18 protein-coding genes, 1 tRNA gene and 1 pseudogene are annotated in these 15,511 nt (G+C 47.9%); 10 read left to right on the top strand and 10 right to left on the bottom strand.

All coding sequences use genetic code 11. The features are described from left to right. Positions 1–40: 40 nt before the first annotated feature. Both NDA03_RS13150 and NDA03_RS13145 read right to left on the bottom strand, forming a co-directional pair. Complete coding sequence (locus NDA03_RS13150) at positions 41–400, bottom strand: MAPEG family protein (protein WP_242037192.1); 360 nt, start codon at positions 398–400, stop codon at positions 41–43. Positions 401–478: 78 nt separating this feature from the next. Next, entirely contained in the window at positions 479–901 is a 423-nt protein-coding gene (locus NDA03_RS13145) for a DUF6220 domain-containing protein (RefSeq protein WP_348238240.1), read from the bottom strand. 90 nt (positions 902–991) lie between these two features. On the opposite strand from NDA03_RS13145, the pseudogene NDA03_RS13140 reads away from it, so the two are divergent. Further along, positions 992–1,760, top strand: a pseudogene (locus NDA03_RS13140) (LuxR C-terminal-related transcriptional regulator). A 282-nt stretch (positions 1,761–2,042) separates the two neighbouring features. Here NDA03_RS13140 and NDA03_RS13135 read toward each other — a convergent pair. The 3 genes from NDA03_RS13135 to nadA all read right to left on the bottom strand — a co-directional run bounded on the left by NDA03_RS13135 (position 2,043) and on the right by nadA (position 4,514). After that, positions 2,043–2,732 (bottom strand): TIGR04283 family arsenosugar biosynthesis glycosyltransferase, encoded by a 690-nt coding sequence (locus NDA03_RS13135; RefSeq protein ID WP_348238294.1) that lies wholly within the window; start codon positions 2,730–2,732, stop codon positions 2,043–2,045. Then, positions 2,732–3,349 carry a TIGR04282 family arsenosugar biosynthesis glycosyltransferase gene (locus NDA03_RS13130; protein WP_348238293.1) on the bottom strand — a complete coding sequence of 206 codons (618 nt, stop codon included), beginning with the start codon at positions 3,347–3,349 and terminating at the stop codon, positions 2,732–2,734. The genes NDA03_RS13135 and NDA03_RS13130 overlap by 1 nt, the downstream gene beginning before the upstream one ends. 190 nt (positions 3,350–3,539) lie before the next feature. Continuing rightward, the gene (gene nadA, locus NDA03_RS13125; RefSeq protein WP_190440333.1) at positions 3,540–4,514 is read right to left on the bottom strand and encodes a quinolinate synthase NadA; all 975 of its coding nucleotides are present in this window, start codon (positions 4,512–4,514) and stop codon (positions 3,540–3,542) included. A gap of 346 nt (positions 4,515–4,860) precedes the next feature. On the opposite strand from nadA, the gene NDA03_RS13120 reads away from it, so the two are divergent. The 3 genes from NDA03_RS13120 (at position 4,861) to NDA03_RS13110 (ending at position 6,497) form a co-directional block, all read left to right on the top strand. Next, positions 4,861–5,796, top strand: a complete 936-nt coding sequence (locus NDA03_RS13120) for a TIGR04168 family protein (protein ID WP_348238292.1) — start codon at positions 4,861–4,863, stop codon at positions 5,794–5,796. Between the two features lie 44 nt (positions 5,797–5,840). After that, positions 5,841–5,925 (top strand) — tRNA-Ser (locus tag NDA03_RS13115). Between the two features lie 110 nt (positions 5,926–6,035). Then, positions 6,036–6,497 (top strand): MgtC/SapB family protein, encoded by a 462-nt coding sequence (locus NDA03_RS13110; protein ID WP_348238239.1) that lies wholly within the window; start codon positions 6,036–6,038, stop codon positions 6,495–6,497. 55 nt (positions 6,498–6,552) lie between these two features. On the opposite strand, the gene NDA03_RS13105 is transcribed toward NDA03_RS13110, so the two are convergent. Beyond that, positions 6,553–7,137, bottom strand: a complete 585-nt coding sequence (locus NDA03_RS13105; protein WP_190687230.1) for an NAD(P)H-dependent oxidoreductase — start codon at positions 7,135–7,137, stop codon at positions 6,553–6,555. Between the two features lie 284 nt (positions 7,138–7,421). On the opposite strand from NDA03_RS13105, the gene NDA03_RS13100 reads away from it, so the two are divergent. Further along, on the top strand, positions 7,422–7,595 hold the full coding sequence (locus NDA03_RS13100; RefSeq protein ID WP_190687229.1) for a hypothetical protein: 174 nt from the start codon (positions 7,422–7,424) through the stop codon (positions 7,593–7,595). Between the two features lie 52 nt (positions 7,596–7,647). Here the strand turns inward: NDA03_RS13100 and NDA03_RS13095 are convergent, their stop codons facing one another. Next, positions 7,648–8,436 carry an SAM-dependent chlorinase/fluorinase gene (locus NDA03_RS13095; protein ID WP_190427529.1) on the bottom strand — a complete coding sequence of 263 codons (789 nt, stop codon included), beginning with the start codon at positions 8,434–8,436 and terminating at the stop codon, positions 7,648–7,650. Between the two features lie 8 nt (positions 8,437–8,444). Beyond that, a complete protein-coding gene (locus tag NDA03_RS13090) occupies positions 8,445–8,603 on the bottom strand; it encodes a hypothetical protein (RefSeq protein WP_190415124.1) in 159 nt (52 codons plus the stop codon). A 30-nt stretch (positions 8,604–8,633) separates the two neighbouring features. Between NDA03_RS13090 and NDA03_RS13085 the strand changes: the two genes are divergently transcribed. The 5 genes from NDA03_RS13085 to NDA03_RS13065 all read left to right on the top strand — a co-directional run bounded on the left by NDA03_RS13085 (position 8,634) and on the right by NDA03_RS13065 (position 13,117). Next, positions 8,634–8,960, top strand: a complete 327-nt coding sequence (locus tag NDA03_RS13085) for a hypothetical protein (RefSeq protein WP_190415123.1) — start codon at positions 8,634–8,636, stop codon at positions 8,958–8,960. Between the two features lie 2 nt (positions 8,961–8,962). Further along, on the top strand, positions 8,963–9,187 hold the full coding sequence (locus NDA03_RS13080; protein ID WP_190415122.1) for a hypothetical protein: 225 nt from the start codon (positions 8,963–8,965) through the stop codon (positions 9,185–9,187). A 124-nt stretch (positions 9,188–9,311) separates the two neighbouring features. Continuing rightward, complete coding sequence (locus NDA03_RS13075) at positions 9,312–10,070, top strand: Nif3-like dinuclear metal center hexameric protein (protein ID WP_348238238.1); 759 nt, start codon at positions 9,312–9,314, stop codon at positions 10,068–10,070. Positions 10,071–10,089: 19 nt separating this feature from the next. Further along, a complete protein-coding gene (locus NDA03_RS13070) occupies positions 10,090–11,928 on the top strand; it encodes an ABC transporter ATP-binding protein (RefSeq protein WP_348238237.1) in 1,839 nt (612 codons plus the stop codon). 124 nt (positions 11,929–12,052) lie between these two features. Continuing rightward, the gene (locus tag NDA03_RS13065) at positions 12,053–13,117 is read left to right on the top strand and encodes a DUF3466 family protein (RefSeq protein ID WP_348238236.1); all 1,065 of its coding nucleotides are present in this window, start codon (positions 12,053–12,055) and stop codon (positions 13,115–13,117) included. A 122-nt stretch (positions 13,118–13,239) separates the two neighbouring features. Here the strand turns inward: NDA03_RS13065 and NDA03_RS13060 are convergent, their stop codons facing one another. Together NDA03_RS13060 and nuoB are read right to left on the bottom strand one after the other, a co-directional pair. After that, complete coding sequence (locus NDA03_RS13060; protein WP_348238235.1) at positions 13,240–14,505, bottom strand: FAD-dependent oxidoreductase; 1,266 nt, start codon at positions 14,503–14,505, stop codon at positions 13,240–13,242. Positions 14,506–14,544: 39 nt separating this feature from the next. Continuing rightward, positions 14,545–15,285, bottom strand: coding sequence for an NADH-quinone oxidoreductase subunit NuoB (gene nuoB, locus NDA03_RS13055; RefSeq protein WP_348238234.1), 741 nt, complete (start codon positions 15,283–15,285; stop codon positions 14,545–14,547). Positions 15,286–15,511: the final 226 nt, after the last annotated feature.

Below are 15,511 nucleotides of genomic sequence, written 5' to 3'. Positions count from 1 at the left end.
CAAGTGGCTGAATACATGACGCAAATTTATGAAAGCATACCTACGCGCCAAAGTAAGTAAGGGCGGCGCGGAACGCGATGAACCAAACCGAGAGGGTAGCGAACAGATAGAGGTAGAACCGAAGCATAACGAGATTGAATGTACAGTGGACGGCGCTATGCAATCCGCGAAACCCAACGAAGATCCACGCAGCGGTTACGTACACTATATCTACTTGTTTTGTGACGAAAAGGTAGAGTACGAGCGCATAGAAAAGTACCGGAATCTCGAACAGATTTTTTAGGTTATCTGATGGATTGGATACGTTTCGCGGCCAGATTTGTGCGGGTGTGCTAGATGCAACAAGGTCTTGCGGACGGAGCTTCTGGCTTTTGATGAAACCGATCCGACGAATGTACATATACACCCAGACTAGGAGTGTCAGAAACAGTGTTGCAAAAAAGGGACTAAAGATTGCCTCTTGTGTCATCTCTACCTCTTAAACTTGTTCATTATGCCGATGATTGAGCGATAGGCTGCGCCATACACGATGGATAAGGCTTGAGGAAACGTAGAGTAACGAAAATCCTATCAAAGGGTGTAGTATCTCTAGGTGCAAAGAACTTTTGAGATGAATGCTGACAAACTGTAGTGCCAGCAGCACGGGTAGACTCGCAGTGAGGCGTTGTATTTGAGGTGGAAATGAGGTGATAAATGACCATCCTAGTAATACTAATGACAGTCCACCATATCCTCGGACTAGCCAAACGTGAATATTCCACCATGCAGGACTAATAAAGTAGGCGATTCCGACTGTCAATAATTGAGTAATCAAGCATAGGTTAAAGACGACTGAAGTCGCATAAAAGCCGACCTGCATCGCGCGGATAGAAGTGCGATCGATTTCTGGATTGATAGTCATATCAGGGGATTATTGAGATTAAAGCTAATATAGGCTGAGCGCCTTAATGCTTCTAGACCTCGATCGGGTACACTTTAGACCCCTTCACGTATGACAAATTCCTTAGAGCCTCTGTTGTCAGCCATTCGCCAAACCCATAGCAAATCCGACCTGCGATCGCAAATCGCACCAAAAATTGGTGAATATTTTGCAGCGAAACGATGGGCAATTTTTTTTCTTTAACCAACTGCCCTTAAGCGATCGCAATTTTCAGAAAATCTTGAAAATTGCACTCTCAATTGAGCATAACCCTGTGGCGCGTTACTTAGCAGAGCGCTATGCTCCGGTTCACGAAGCATTAGTGACAACCCCCAAGACTTGGAAATTAATCTGTCCTCGTCCAGATCACTGGCATGTGATGGCGGGACCTATCATCAATCACGGTCAAATTGTGGGCGTAGTCGGCTGCACACGTGAAAAGGTAATGCCTGCCTTTGATAGCGAAAATCTAGTCGATTTAGGTGCCATCTGCCTGCACTTATCGAGTTGGGTTGCAACAGTGGATTCACAAAGCATTTTTGCAGGAAAGTTACAGCACCAACTGTTTAATAGCGGTTGCCTTCAGAACGGCAAAGCCGAACGTTTAACACCTCGCGAGTTGCAAATTGCAGAATTGGTGGCGTTGGGGCAAACCAACGCAGAAATTGGCAATCAACTTTGGATTACTGAAAATTCTGTGAAGCAAGCTTTAAAGCGAATGTTCCGTAAGCTTGAGGTTTCATCCCGTGCCGAGATGGTTGCACAGCTTTCAAATACAAGGCTTCATTCATCGGGGGCAAACTCAGACTTATTTAACTCGGTGCTGAATTCCCACTCATAACCTTTTGGTTGTGTTTCCACTCAAGATTAAGTGGTTTGACAGTTGCGATCAGCGGCTGCCAAAAGCTGTGCAATTCAACAGGCAGATGTTACTAAGAAGTTGGCACTCAAGAGAGTGATTCAAAGGTTTGGCAGAAGTCATCGACGCAGCAAAACAGTTCTTCTAGACTGGACATGGGGCAAGCAGATGGATAACAATTTAGCACTTTCAGCCTATCTGTTTTGCCCCTCTCTTATCCCGAACTCAGGTTATATTAATAAAATTTTCAGATGAGTTCTCTACTTACTTTTTAGCGCGATAAAATTTAACCAGTTGAGATGGGGAAACTCCTAAGAAATAGCCAAGAATTACTATCTGATTTATCACCGTAGTTCTCAGCACCCCAAGTTTGTGCCAGCGACGGGCTGAAGTCAGTACCGGAGTCGGAACAATAGCAATTCGCCCCAAGCGTCTCAGACAACGGATCAATTCAAAATCTTCCATAATCGGGAGATCGGGAAAACCTCCAATATCGTGAAATACAGAAGCTTTTAAAAAGATAGCTTGGTCGCCATAGGGTAGGGAAAAAAAGCGCGATCGCCAATTCACCATCTTTTCAACTAGACGTAGCGATCGCATTGGAGAATTAATTTTGAGTTCAAAGGCACCCGCAACGGTTCCAGACTGGGCTAGTGTCAACGGAACTAATTTCTCAAACCCAAGCGGTAAAGAGGTATCTGCATGGAGGAATAACAAGATATCTCCTGTCGCAGCCGTTGCACCCGCGTTCATTTGGCAGGCACGTCCAGCAGTGGAAAACAGAACTTTAACGCCCCAGGATTGCACAAGAGCGACGGTTTCATTCTGACTTCCCCCATCCACTACAATGACTTCCACATTTTTGACATTCCGAACACTCGCTAATGTTGACCGAATCGTGTCAGCAGCTTCATTCAAAACGGGAATAATAATGGAAATTCTTGCCGCTTCTATCACTCAAAACTCAAAACTCGTAACTTTTCAAGATCCTCTGGACGGTCAACATCAAACAGGGAGGGAAGATAAGCAACTGCCAATCCAAGGGAGATAGCGATCGCTACCGTCTTTTCTCGCACCTCCGAGGTTCCCCAGTTGATTCCCTCAAACAATTCTGGAATCATCCGCCGCAACCCAATTAAATAATAGCCGCCGTCCATCGCTGGTCCCAAAACCAAATCATGACCGTTTAGCTGCTCAAATGCTTGCGCCATTATTTTCGCATCCAAACCAGGGCAATCAGTACCGACGATCGCAACGCCCTCTATTCCAGCCGCAAAAGCCGTTTGAAACGCCGACTTCATCCGCTGTCCCAAATCGCCCTCACCCTGCGGCTGATAGATGATATCAGCTCCCAACCAGTCTTCCATCAACTGCTGGTCGCCGCCAGTAAAATAAACTTCCACTCTCGTCGCGCGAGCGCTTTGCAGTTCCCTCACCTGCGAGAGTGTATGCTCGGTCATCTGGCGATGAAGATTTGAAGCGCCCTCTTCCCCCAAAGCCGGAATTAGCCGAGTCTTTGCCTTTCCTGGCTCTGGATAGCGAGTAAAAACGATCAAGCACTCTCTATTCATCGCCATTCAATTCGTTGCTCATTCATCGTTCATTATTGCTTGTTATACCAAGTCCAATCGATCCCCCGAAATGAAGAACCCCAACCAAGCGATCGCCTGCGTCTCTTACTCCATCTCCCCTCCCTGCAAGCGGGGAGGGGCTGGGGGTGGGGTTCTTTTCCATCAGGTTTCGTTCCCGACCCAACATTGACTAGGCGCTCATTTCCAACATCCGCTGAATTGGACGCAGCGCCGCCACTCGCGTTTCTTCTGGCAAAGTAATTTCTGGTGCCCGATTTTTCATCGCTAAATACAGCTTCTCCAGAGTATTTAACCGCATATGAGGACACTCATTGCAAGCACAGTCGTTCATTGGCGGTGCAGGAATAAAGTGCTTGTTAGGTGCCTGCTTCTGCATTTGGTGAATAATTCCCGGCTCAGTCGCCACAATAAATACCTGAGTGGAACTTGCTTGAGAATACTTCAACAGTGCTGAAGTAGAACCGATGTAATTGGCATGGCGCAACACCGACGGTTCGCACTCTGGATGGGCAATAACTTCAGCTTCTGGATGTTCAATTTTTAGCTGGACAATCTTCTTTTCAGAGAAGGTTTCATGCACCATACAGCTACCTTGCCACAGCACCAAATCTCGCCCCGATTGTTCCATTACATATCGTCCCAGATTCCGGTCGGGGGCAAATATAATCGGCTGGTCTTCTGGAATCTGAAGAACCAGTTTAACTGCGTTGGAACTGGTGCAAATAATGTCGCTCATTGCCTTAATTTCGGCAGAGCAATTGATATAAGAAACGACTATATAACCGGGGTGAGCCGCCTTAAATTTAGCAAAAGCATCCGCAGGACAACTGTCTGCCAACGAGCAACCGGCGTTGAGGTCGGGTAAGAGTACCAACTTGTCGGGGTTGAGAATTTTGGCAGTTTCCGCCATAAAGTGAACCCCCGCAAACACGATGACATCCGCATTTGTGCTGGCTGCTTTTCGGGAAAGCTCTAAGGAATCTCCGATATAATCTGCTACATCCTGAATATCAGAATCTTGATAGTAATGAGCAAGAATAACAGCGTTTAACTCTTTTTTGAGGGCGTTAATTGCCTCAAATAAATCGTGAGGGAATGCCGCTGTCTGAGCAAAATTACGCTGAGGAAGTGTAGTAGTAAACACAGTGATAATTTTTTGGGGGAATCAAATCGCTAGGCGTGTAATCAGTAATTATAGTTGTTTTTACCAAAACTTGTGGGCAAGTCAGGTCAGAGAAAATTTGCTTTAATATAGCGGTTCTCAATAAGAGTTAGATGCATCAGTGCGATCGCTCATCGGCTTGTGCTACCTGGCGGTGAATTGTGTCGAAAGTGAACAACGCTCTAGACCCCGCCCAAGCAGGCAAGTGTTCCTGGCAAAATCAAATCACGCGATCGCTCACAAACAAAAAAAAGGAGTTACACCAGAGGATACTGCGAAAACAGGCGATGCTTTTTTATGCTGGAGAAAGACCGACGAGGAAGATAGGATGAGCAATCAGAGGAACCCGGAAAAACCCATCAAAATTGCGGTTGTTGGCGATATTCACGACCAGTGGGACAGCGATGATGAAATTGCCCTCAAGCATCTGGGTGTTGACCTAGTGCTATTTGTAGGGGATTTCGGCAATGAGTCGGTGGATGTGGTGAGAGCGATCGCATCTCTCGATCTTCCCAAAGCGGCAATATTTGGCAACCATGACGCTTGGTACAGCGCCTCAGATTGGGGCAGAAGTCGGTGTCCCTACGACCGCCAGAAAGAAGACCGGGTGCAGCAACAGATGGATTTGTTGGGAGAAACCCATGTCGGTTACGGTTCGCTTGATTTTCCCGCCCTGAATTTAACAGTTGTTGGGAGTCGCCCTTTTAGCTGGGGCGGAGAAGTCTGGAAAAATGCCCAGTTCTACGAACAACGGTATGGGGTGAAGAATTTCGAGGAGTCAACCGCCCGAATTCTCTCAGCGGCTCAGAGTGCTGCTTCTGAAACGATTATTTTTATAGGTCACAATGGGCCTGTCGGGTTAGGCGATCGCCCAGAAGACCCCTGTGGCAAAGATTGGCATCCTATCGGTGGCGACTATGGCGATCCGGATTTTGCAGATGCGATCGCCCAAACTCGCGACGCAGGGAAAACCATTCCCCTCGTCACTTTTGGTCATATGCACCATACTATGCGCCACACAAAGATCGAGTTGCGAACCCCAGTTTATGTCAGCTCAGAGGGAACCGTTTACTTAAATTCAGCCAGCGTCCCTCGGATTATCCAAACGGAGATGAACCGCCTGCATAATTTCTCTCTCGTCTCTCTGCAAGGCGGTATCGTCTCCCAAGTCTCCCTCATTTGGGTTGGGAAAGACTTCACCGTTGCATCTGAGCAGATTCTTTACCATCGCACCGAGCCAGCGATCCAACCCGTTTTAAGTTAGTAGTAACAAATTCCACAACCTTGATATGATAAAAAAACACACCTGGAGAGGTGGCAGAGTGGTCGATTGCGTCCGACTTGAAATCGGATGAACCGAAAGGTTCCGGGAGTTCGAATCCCCCCCTCTCCGTTAGCGAATCAAAGGGGAATGGTTGCGAGCTAACCATTCCCCTTCTATTCATCTATATAAACCAGCCTGTAAACTAGACTGGTTGAAACTTCGTTTTTAGTAGCACAACATTGCCACAAACCTACATCCTTTCTCCCAATGATGGCTTAGGAATTTTCTTAAGGCTATGCCTTGCCTTGCTGGTTGGAGCGGCTATTGGCTTAGAGCGCCAACTCAAGAACAAACCAGCTGGTTTAAGAACCCATCTGCTGGTCAGTCTGGGTTCAGCATTCTTTGTTCTCGTGCCCCTCCAAATCGGTACAGCCCAAGAAAGCGCTGAGGCTCTTGGCAGAGTCATTCAGGGCGTTACAGCCGGGGTTGGATTTTTGGGCGCAGGAGAAATTTTACGCGAGTCTCAGGACGAATCAAAAACAGGTGTTAAAGTTCGTGGACTCACTTCGGCTGCGGCTACTTGGGTTTCCGCTGCTTTAGGAATTGCTGCTGGGTGTGGGTTATGGCAAATGAGCTTAATTGGGGCTTTGCTGTGTTTGGTTGTTCTAAGAGCTTTTAAAAGGTTAGAGCCTCATAAGTAGTTACTTTGATCAAGTTTAGGGTTAGCAAATCAGCGATCGCTCTTAGCGCCATATTTCATCCGTGCAACTTCGCCACCACGTGAGCAACTTTTTCACCTAACTTCTCGACAGACTCTTGCTGTTTGGGATCTTTCATCGTACCGTCGGGATTAAATATTTCAAAAGCTCTAGGCACCGCGATCTGATCGGGAAGAACAATAACTCTAATATTTCCCAGGATCGAGCGCAGGTGGACTAAACAGCGTAAACCGCCCAATCCTCCCGGTGAGGTACTCATAATCGCCGCCACCTTATCCGCAAAAGCCACGAGCGGAGGTTCCTCCGGTGCTGTTGAACGTGACGCCCAATCAATGGCATTTTTCAGAACGGCTGTAATTGAGCTGTTGTACTCCGGAGAAGCGATGAGAAGTCCTTGATGTTCGATCATCAGCTGTTTAAACTTCCGCGCATTTTCAGGCATTCCCTCGCTCTTTTCCAGATCCTCATCGTATAGCGGCATCGGTAGGTCGCGCAGATCCACGTATGTCACCTCAGCTCCCGCTGTCCGCGCTCCGTTCGCAGCAACTTGTACCAGCTTTTTATTGTACGAATCAGTGCGGGTGCTACCTGCAAATGCCAAGATTTTAGGGGTATAAGCCATAGGTGCAAATCAGTTTTGGTGCTACTTCTATCTCTGGTTGATAATAATTCACTAGAGGCGATTTGGGATAGCCAAGATTTGTTAAAGGCGATCGCGTTTTTCGCAGCAGCGCAAAGCAAAGCGGCTCTCGCTTTTATAAACTTCCTGAAGTTCGTTGGAAGTTAATTCCTTTGGGAACATCTTCCGCTGTGATGATATTTAATTCAGCACAGAGAAGGGGACACGACAACAAACCACCTGGTTATCCTTTGGAAGTACACCTGAATCGGAAGGAAACAACACCGATGAACAAGGCACTACTGACGATTCTCTTGTTTTCGTTCATAGTCTTATTCATTACCGCTCCCTTTGCTGGGCTGGCGATGCTAATGTTTGTTGTCTTAGGAGCGGCATTTATTTCGACGTTCTGGAATTTAGTGCAAGCGCTAATCGGTAATGCTCCGAAAGAGCCACTATAGAATTAGAAACGGCAAATTAAAAATTCAGAAAGGAGAATTTTTAATTCCTTATTTAGAGTCGTGTCACTACCTGATTCACGCGGGGTTTGCCGAAGCGTTCCCAAGCATTGCCGCCTCGCAAAAATAATTCCATCCAACGGATAGGCTTTCCATCCTTCGCAGCATTCCAGCCGGAACTTCCTGGTGAAAATGCTAAAGTTCCCTGTGGCACCCGGAAGCTGCCGTCAGAGTAGATGGCATCGCTCACGACATCCCCGACACGAATGACTACTTTTTCTTCCGGTTTTAGGTTGAGGGTATCGGCAGGGATTGTGGTTTTGATGTTACCGTAGCCATCGATCCAGGCAACGCGATCGCTCGGTGCATCGGGGATTTGGCTAGGGTTCAAGACTTCTCCTAAATAGCTAGTATCTCCCTGAGCGATCGCTGCCGCTGCATTGGGAAACACATCCCGCGAACGAAACTGCGATCCCCCTCTAGAAACTTTGACTGTTTGCAGAACTTGAGCGTGGTCTTTGATAAAAGAGAGGGTATAACCCGCAAACACACCCACTACTTTGACGCCATTAGGCAACAGCGCATAAGTTAATCCCTCGCCTTCATTGTTTTGCCGTGCTTCTGGGTCATCTTGGCGAGGAGCGCAGTTGTGATAAATGAGACGCTCTTCGGGACCAGGATTGAGTCCGAGTTGAGCAATCCAGAAACCAGTTGCCAAGGTGCTGAAGGGAGGAACCGAGAGGCAGTGAATCTGGGAGGAAGGTAAAGCCATCAAAAGACGTTGCGTGACCTCTGCAAAAGCTGGATCGCCGGTTCCGTAGTCTGCAATCAGGCTGATGAACATAGCGCCTCTCAAGTGGGGTTTGCTACAGCAATGGTACCTTGTAGCTGGCTTTCTGTAACTGCGGCGATCGCGTTATTGAACACAAAAGCGATCTCGCTGGTGGTGCTACTTTTAACAAAGTACTGCTGATTAGACCAAAAAGCGATCGCTTTGGTTATCGGATACACTCATGAAACTGGAAACAGAGGTCTGAGTAAATGTCCGATATTTATGTCACGATTCGCAATCAGGAGAATCATGCCCTGACTTCAATTGATGGCATTGCCTTTATCACTTTACTTAGGCAAAATGGGCAAGCGATCGCTCAGGAGACAATTGACCTGATTCATGCAGACGCGGGCTTTGATGACCTGCCAATTGGGCAATACACTGTAGTGGTGAGGCATGAACGGGTTTTACCGCAAGAAGTCCTTAATGATGTAACAATCAGTACGGACGAACAAGTAATCATACTGACATTTGTTTATCTAGAGCCAGCACGGGTACTTCTAGACATTCAAGCTTCTGTAGAAAAGAGATTGTAACCATGACTGTTAAAGCCATCCCGTCATACTCCATTAAAATGTTCCGCTATCGAGTACATTGTCTGTCGCGGGATCTTTGGCAAGCAAAAGATCCTGTATGCCGAGTGAATCTGGCTTTACAGTTAGCAGATGCCGCTACATCACTGGCTAGGCTAGAAGTCCTAGAAGCGCAAAAATTGCAGCAACTCTCTTCGATTCATCCGGTTTCCAGTTCTACTGAGTCATAACTGAACTGAGTCATCTGTGAGATGGCTACCAGTTATCAGGCGGGATGTATGAATGGATATTCGGTGAATGGATTGGGATCGGGCACAAGCGTAGATTACAGCCGCTATAAATCAGATTTTGCCCATGAGTACAGTTGCCTTGACTGGAGACGCGATCGCTCTAAATGATATTGGACAATTTTTAGATCGATTCTTTGCCGTTCATCGCTTTGGTGATGACCAAGGTGGCATTTATCACCCATCAACGCGCCCGATTCGTCGGATAGGATTAGCCTTAGAACCTTGGGCGGGACTAGAAAAATGGGCAAAATCTCAACGAATAGATGCTTTATTTTTACATCGTCCTTGGAAGCTGGAAGCGGGCCAACTCGCACCCGATGTTGGGGTGGTGGCGTATCATCTAGCTTTTGACGAACGAATGACGCTGGGTTTTAATCCTCGACTTGCCGATGTGTTGGGGATGTCTGCATTAGAGGTGTTGGGGGAAAAGGAAGGGCGACCGATTGGTACGATTGGGGAAATTGTTACACAGACTTTTGTAAGTTACTGCGATCGCGTTCGGGAAATCTTCGGCGGATACGATAAAACTCTTGCGAGTAGTGAAAGCGACATCCAGCGAGTCGCAGTCGTTGGGGCAATGACTGATGCGCTAATCCGCGAGGCGGCTGTGCGGGGTGCCGATCTATACATTACTGGACAGTTACGACAGCCAGCAGCAGCGGCTGTGGAAGAAACCGGAATCCGCGTTATCGCCGTTGGTCATCGTCGGAGTGAAGAATGGGGATTGCGATCGCTTGCGGGAGTGTTGCGCGATCGCTACTTCAATCTAGAAGTTGTTTTACCGCCTCTAGGGACGATTGCCGTTGCTCGTTCTGATGCCTAGACGACGTTATAAATAGATTATGAGTCGTCAGAAATTTAATCTCTTCAGATTGATTGGGCAACGTTTACGCCAATCTTTAGCAGTTTTCCGATATAGCGATCGCGCGATTAGTTTAGTCTGGACTACCAGCCGCATTCTCACGATCGTTCTTGCCGCTTTCACCTTATTCGCCGGTTTGCTACCAGGGGCTGTTGCTTATGTCAGCAAGTTAATCGTCGATGGGGTAGTTTTGGCTTCTCAAACCGGCTTGCAAAGCGATCGCTGGACAGCGTTAGGTTATGTAGGATTAGAAGCGATCGCTGTCCTGTTGTTGGCAGGTAGTCAAAGAGGTTTATCCGTTTGTCAATCCTTGCTGCGAGTGTTGCTGGGTCAGCGAGTAAATGTCTTAATTTTGGAAAAGGCACTTACACTCAACCTCACGCATTTTGAGGATTCCGAGTTTTACGACAAGATGAATCGGGCGCGGATGGAAGCATCCAGCCGTCCCTTGTCGCTAGTCAGCCGGACTTTCAGCTTAATTCAGGGTGGTCTGTCCCTTGTCACCTACGGCGGTTTGCTGCTGCAATTCTCCATTTGGGCAGTCGTGGTACTGGTTGTAGCCGCCTTACCTGCCTTTATCGCCGAAACTCGCTTTTCTGGGGAAGCTTTTCGCTTGTTCCGCTGGCGATCGCCGGAAACCCGCCAACAACACTACCTGGAAACACTGATTGCGCGGGAAGATTATGCCAAAGAAGTGAAATTGTATCAGTTGGGATCGATGTTGCTGCAACGCTACCAAGACATCTTCTCTCGACTGTACAGCGAAGACCGAGATTTAACCTTACGGCGAGGATTCTGGGGTTACTTGCTGGGGAGTTTGAGTACCGCCGCCTTCTATGTCGCCTACGCCTGGATTGTCTTAGAAGCGATTGCGGGTCGGATTTCTCTCGGCGACATGACGATGTACTTGATGGTGTTTCGGCAAGGACAGTCTACCTTCTCCGCCGCCCTGACTTCCATTGGGGGAATGTATGAAGACAACCTGTATCTCTCCAACCTCTACGAGTTTCTAGAACAAGACATCCCCAAAACTTGGGGGATGGCAACTCAGGGTGTACTTCCGAATGATGGGGTGCGTTTCGAGAATGTCTATTTCACCTACCCAGGAAGCCCTCAACCCGCCTTAAATGGAGTCTCGTTACACCTGAAACCAGGAGAAAAACTAGCGATTGTCGGAGAGAACGGTTCTGGAAAAACCACGCTAATTAAACTGTTAACTCGATTGTACGCCCCCGATTCTGGGCGCATCTTACTCGATGGCTTGGATTTGCCGGAATGGGACATTGAGGTGCTGCACCGACGGATTGGCGTGATTTTCCAGAACTTCGTCCGCTACCAGTTCAAGGTAGGAGAGAATGTGGGCGTTGGGGATGTCAACTACTTAGAAGACGAAAAACACTGGGAAATTGCCTCAGAAAAAGGCATGGCGAAACCTTTTATCGAAACGATGACAGACGGGTTTCAGACTCAGTTAGGACGATGGTTTAAAGGAGGAACGGAACTTTCTGGCGGTCAGTGGCAAAAAATCGCCCTCTCTCGCGCTTTTATGCGAACGAAAGCGGATATCTTGGTATTGGATGAACCAACGGCGGCGATGGACGCAGAAGCGGAAGTGATGATTTTTGATCGCTTTCGGACGGTAACAAAAAATCAGATGGTTCTCCTCATTTCCCACCGCTTCTCAACGGTGCGAATGGCTGACAAGATTGTAGTTTTGGAAGCCGGAAAGGTGATAGAACAAGGAAGTCACGAGGAGTTATTGAAAGCTGGAGGACGCTACGCGCGGTTGTTCACGTTGCAAGCAGCGGGATACCAGTAGAAATGACTAATCCGATTGGGGGATTCCGATCGAATTAGCAACTATCGCGAGCGATCGCTAGTCGAGGAGAACAGGCACAACCAATATTTGCCTTTCCCTTGGATTTTTCAGGTATCGCGGAATAATGAATTTCACTCATAAAGCGATCGCTATTTTAGGAATTATTACTTCCCTCGCTGGATTGATGATTGCTAGCCGCGTCACCCTTCACTCATCAGGTAACGCACAGCAATCACAGACACAAATTCCCGTAAATCTACGCTATAGCATCGCTAATCTGGACACCCTTCATAGCCGTGCCAGCGTCGCTAAAAAAATTAATAATAACGGTCAAGTTGTTGGCTTTTTTAACCCTAACGACAGTACCCAAACGGCCTTCATCTATCGTGATGGCAAAATGACCGAAATTAACAGTATTAACAGCCGCTACAATGCCGCTACGAGTATCAATGACAACGGGGAAATAGTCGGTGTGATGACCTTTGCCAACGACAATTATCACGCCTTTTTTTATAAAAATGGCAAGACAATTGACCTTGGCACTTTTGGCGGTAAAAGCAGCGACGCCAGAAGTATCAATCGTAAAGGTCAGATAGTCGGATTTGCCGAAACTCGCAACGATAAGGCGCACGCCTTCCTGTACAGTAACGGCAAGAAGATTGACCTCGGCACCTTCGGAGGTGCGAATAGCTACGCCAACGACATCAATGAAAACGGGCAAGTCGTTGGTTCCGCAGAGAATCGCGATCGCATTCCCCAAGCTTTCCTCTACAGCGGCGGCAAGATGGTGAACCTTGGCACTTTAGGGGGACAAAGCAGCACTGCTAATAGTATTAACAACCAAGGTCAGATAGTTGGTGTGGCAGACACCGCGAATTATCGCCCTCAAGCCTTCCTCTACAACAATGGCAAGATGCTCGACCTCGGAACTTTAGGGGGACAAAGCAGCATTGCTCACAGTATCAACAATCTTGGGCAAGTGGTCGGTGAAGCAGAGAATGCCAGCCGCATCCCCCGCGCCTTTCTTTACAGTGGCGATCGCATGATTGACCTAAATCACGTCATTCCAGCCAATTCGGGTTGGGATTTAACTAGTGCCACCGACATTAGCGATCGCGGAGTCATTGTTGGCATCGGTACTTATAACGGCAAAACCCAAGCTTTCCAGTTAACACCCTTTGCACGCTAATACCGTTTTACGGCTTGTCCGCAACAAATCCCCTTAATGCTTTTGAAAAAAAGCGTTGAAAACGTGAAATCTTCTTCTCTCTGTGTACTTTGCTACAAGTCTTTAAGTTAGTGCAATTGGAGCTAAGTTGCTTCTAAGTTTTTCTTGATACGAACAGGCCAGACGCCAAAAGCAATCAAACGCGCCGGGATGTCGCGCAAAATCGGTAACCGAAGCAAGAATGGCGGCTTAAATGTCTGGGTCGAGTCAATCGCCCTCGCAATAACCCGCTGCTGAACCAAAGACTGAAAGGCTTGGATAATCCGCGTCGGCAACTCCCGTTGGCGCTGTACTTTCACCAAGTCGCTTTCTTGCAACTGTCCTTTTTTCAGCGGCTCATTCAGCACATTTGCAGCGACCACTGCATCCTGAATCGCGTAGTTAATGCCAACTCCACCAACTGGCGACATGACGTGAGCCGCATCGCCAATCAGCAGCAAACCAGGGCGATACCAACGCTTGACGCGGCTAGACTCGACGGTAAGCAGCGCCACTTGGCTCCAATCATGTAATTCTTGCATCCGGTCTGCAAACAGGGGTGATATCTCAGCTACAGACTGACGCAAAGTTTCTAAACCCGCTTCCCGCAACTGTTGATAGCTACCCTTAGGAATCACATAGCCAACCTGCCAATAATCAAAGCGGTTCAGCAGAACCAAAAGATGACCGCCAGCAACGCGCCCCATTGTTTCTTCGGGATCGTCCGCTTTGCGAGGTAAGCGGAACCACAGCACATCCATTGGCGGCGAAGTCTTGATCGGTTCCATCCCGGCTAATTGGCGGATGCGAGAGAAGCGTCCGTCTGCGCCAATGGTCACTTGACATCGGACTTCATGCCAGCCGCCGTGTCCCCGGTAGCGTACACCCTGGATGACCCCATTTTCTTCAATCAGCTCCTGTACGTTCGCTCCCATCACCAACTGAAAATTTGGATAGCGTTTCGCTTCTTCAGTAATGAATTGCAGGAAATCTACCTGGGGAAGCATGGTGATGTAGGGGTACTTCGTCTTCAAGTGGCTGAGGTCAACAAATCGAATCGGCCCCTCGGTCGTCTTCAGAGTAAGACTGGGAACCTTTGTGTGACGCATCTGCAACAAGCGATCCGCCAAACCGAGTTCATCCATGATTTCCATCACCGATGGATGAAGCGTGTCTCCCCGAAAATCGCGGTCGAAATCTTTGTGTACCTCCAGCAACATCACTGGGATGCCTTGACGGGCTAGGAGAAGCGCTAGGACAGCCCCCGCAGGCCCTCCACCGACAATGCAGCAGTGTGTTTGCTGTACATCAAGAATATCGTGGGTCGTGGCGGGGATCTCGGTCTGCGGAGTAGTTGGAATTGCGTTCATCTTGAACACCTCGTGAAATCAGTTCAACTTGAAATCAGTTCAACTAGAGGCGATCGCTTCTGTTTCTAAAATCGGCTGGGAAAGAACAGAGGCTTGCATTCCCATCGTTGCAACTAATTCTTTGGGTGCATTCACCCGACTGGGCGATTCTAAATATTCACCCGTAACGGCTGGCGAAACTACCTTCATCTGGTGGCGAATGCTGTAGTATCGATGAGTCTGAGCAATGATATCTCGCTCCTGCATCGAGTCATTGGCAATTTTCTTACGCAGTTTAATAATTGCATCAATCACGGCTTCTGGTCTGGGAGGACACCCCGGCAGATAAACATCGACCGGAATCAACTTATCGACTCCCCGCACCGCTGTTGGTGAGTCTGCGCTGAACATACCGCCGGTAATCGTGCAAGCACCCATTGCAATGACGTACTTGGGTTCTGGCATTTGTTCGTAGAGGCGCACCAATGTTGGAGCCATTTTCATAGTGATGGTGCCTGCGGTAATCATCAAGTCAGCTTGACGAGGACTTGCCCAAGGTTTCAAGCCAAATCTGTCAAAATCAAAACGGGCTGCAAACATTCCCATCATTTCAATAAAACAGCAGGCAGTCCCAAACATCATAGGCCACAAGCTGGAGAGGCGTGCCCAGTTGTAAAAATCGTCTACGGTTGTCAAAACGACATTTTCCGAAAGACTATGGGTAATCTCAGGTCGTTCTATGGGGTTGAGAATCTGAGTTTTTTGATTGTCAGGTTCAATAATGGTTGCTGTCGAATTCATCTTTTCCTCCTATAGCTCAATCTATAAATGCTTGCATCGAGAATGCTGTGGATCCCGGTCTACATAGAAATTGGAATTGCGTTCATCTTGAACACCTCGTGAAATCAGTTCAACTAGTAGTTAACCATAGAGATTATGACAGGCTAGGAGTTGGATAGAGACGCTTGAACTTTGTGCGAGCATCGACTGTAGAAAAGCGCCAATTGACAGTCGCTTGGTTTTGATT

This window comes from Trichocoleus sp. Lan (assembly GCF_039961855.1).
In the GTDB taxonomy this organism is placed as follows: Bacteria; Cyanobacteriota; Cyanobacteriia; order Cyanobacteriales; family FACHB-T130; genus FACHB-T130.
This window is presented reverse-complemented; position numbering and strand designations above follow the sequence as displayed.

What these genes read in the sequence shown, in the direction of transcription:
- NDA03_RS13105 (WP_190687230.1), bottom strand. Translation starts at nt 7,137, where the DNA reads ATGGCTTATACCCCTAAAATCTTGGCATTTGCAGGTAGCACCCGCACT.
- NDA03_RS13075 (WP_348238238.1), top strand. Translation starts at nt 9,312, where the DNA reads ATGAGTACAGTTGCCTTGACTGGAGACGCGATCGCTCTAAATGATATT.
- NDA03_RS13145 (WP_348238240.1), bottom strand. Translation starts at nt 901, where the DNA reads ATGACTATCAATCCAGAAATCGATCGCACTTCTATCCGCGCGATGCAG.
- NDA03_RS13080 (WP_190415122.1), top strand. Translation starts at nt 8,963, where the DNA reads ATGACTGTTAAAGCCATCCCGTCATACTCCATTAAAATGTTCCGCTAT.
- NDA03_RS13100 (WP_190687229.1), top strand. Translation starts at nt 7,422, where the DNA reads ATGAACAAGGCACTACTGACGATTCTCTTGTTTTCGTTCATAGTCTTA.
- NDA03_RS13065 (WP_348238236.1), top strand. Translation starts at nt 12,053, where the DNA reads ATGAATTTCACTCATAAAGCGATCGCTATTTTAGGAATTATTACTTCC.
- NDA03_RS13085 (WP_190415123.1), top strand. Translation starts at nt 8,634, where the DNA reads ATGTCCGATATTTATGTCACGATTCGCAATCAGGAGAATCATGCCCTG.
- NDA03_RS13060 (WP_348238235.1), bottom strand. Translation starts at nt 14,505, where the DNA reads ATGAACGCAATTCCAACTACTCCGCAGACCGAGATCCCCGCCACGACC.
- NDA03_RS13095 (WP_190427529.1), bottom strand. Translation starts at nt 8,436, where the DNA reads ATGTTCATCAGCCTGATTGCAGACTACGGAACCGGCGATCCAGCTTTT.
- nuoB (WP_348238234.1), bottom strand. Translation starts at nt 15,285, where the DNA reads ATGAATTCGACAGCAACCATTATTGAACCTGACAATCAAAAAACTCAG.
- NDA03_RS13130 (WP_348238293.1), bottom strand. Translation starts at nt 3,349, where the DNA reads ATGAATAGAGAGTGCTTGATCGTTTTTACTCGCTATCCAGAGCCAGGA.
- NDA03_RS13150 (WP_242037192.1), bottom strand. Translation starts at nt 400, where the DNA reads ATGTACATTCGTCGGATCGGTTTCATCAAAAGCCAGAAGCTCCGTCCG.
- NDA03_RS13120 (WP_348238292.1), top strand. Translation starts at nt 4,861, where the DNA reads ATGAGCAATCAGAGGAACCCGGAAAAACCCATCAAAATTGCGGTTGTT.
- NDA03_RS13070 (WP_348238237.1), top strand. Translation starts at nt 10,090, where the DNA reads ATGAGTCGTCAGAAATTTAATCTCTTCAGATTGATTGGGCAACGTTTA.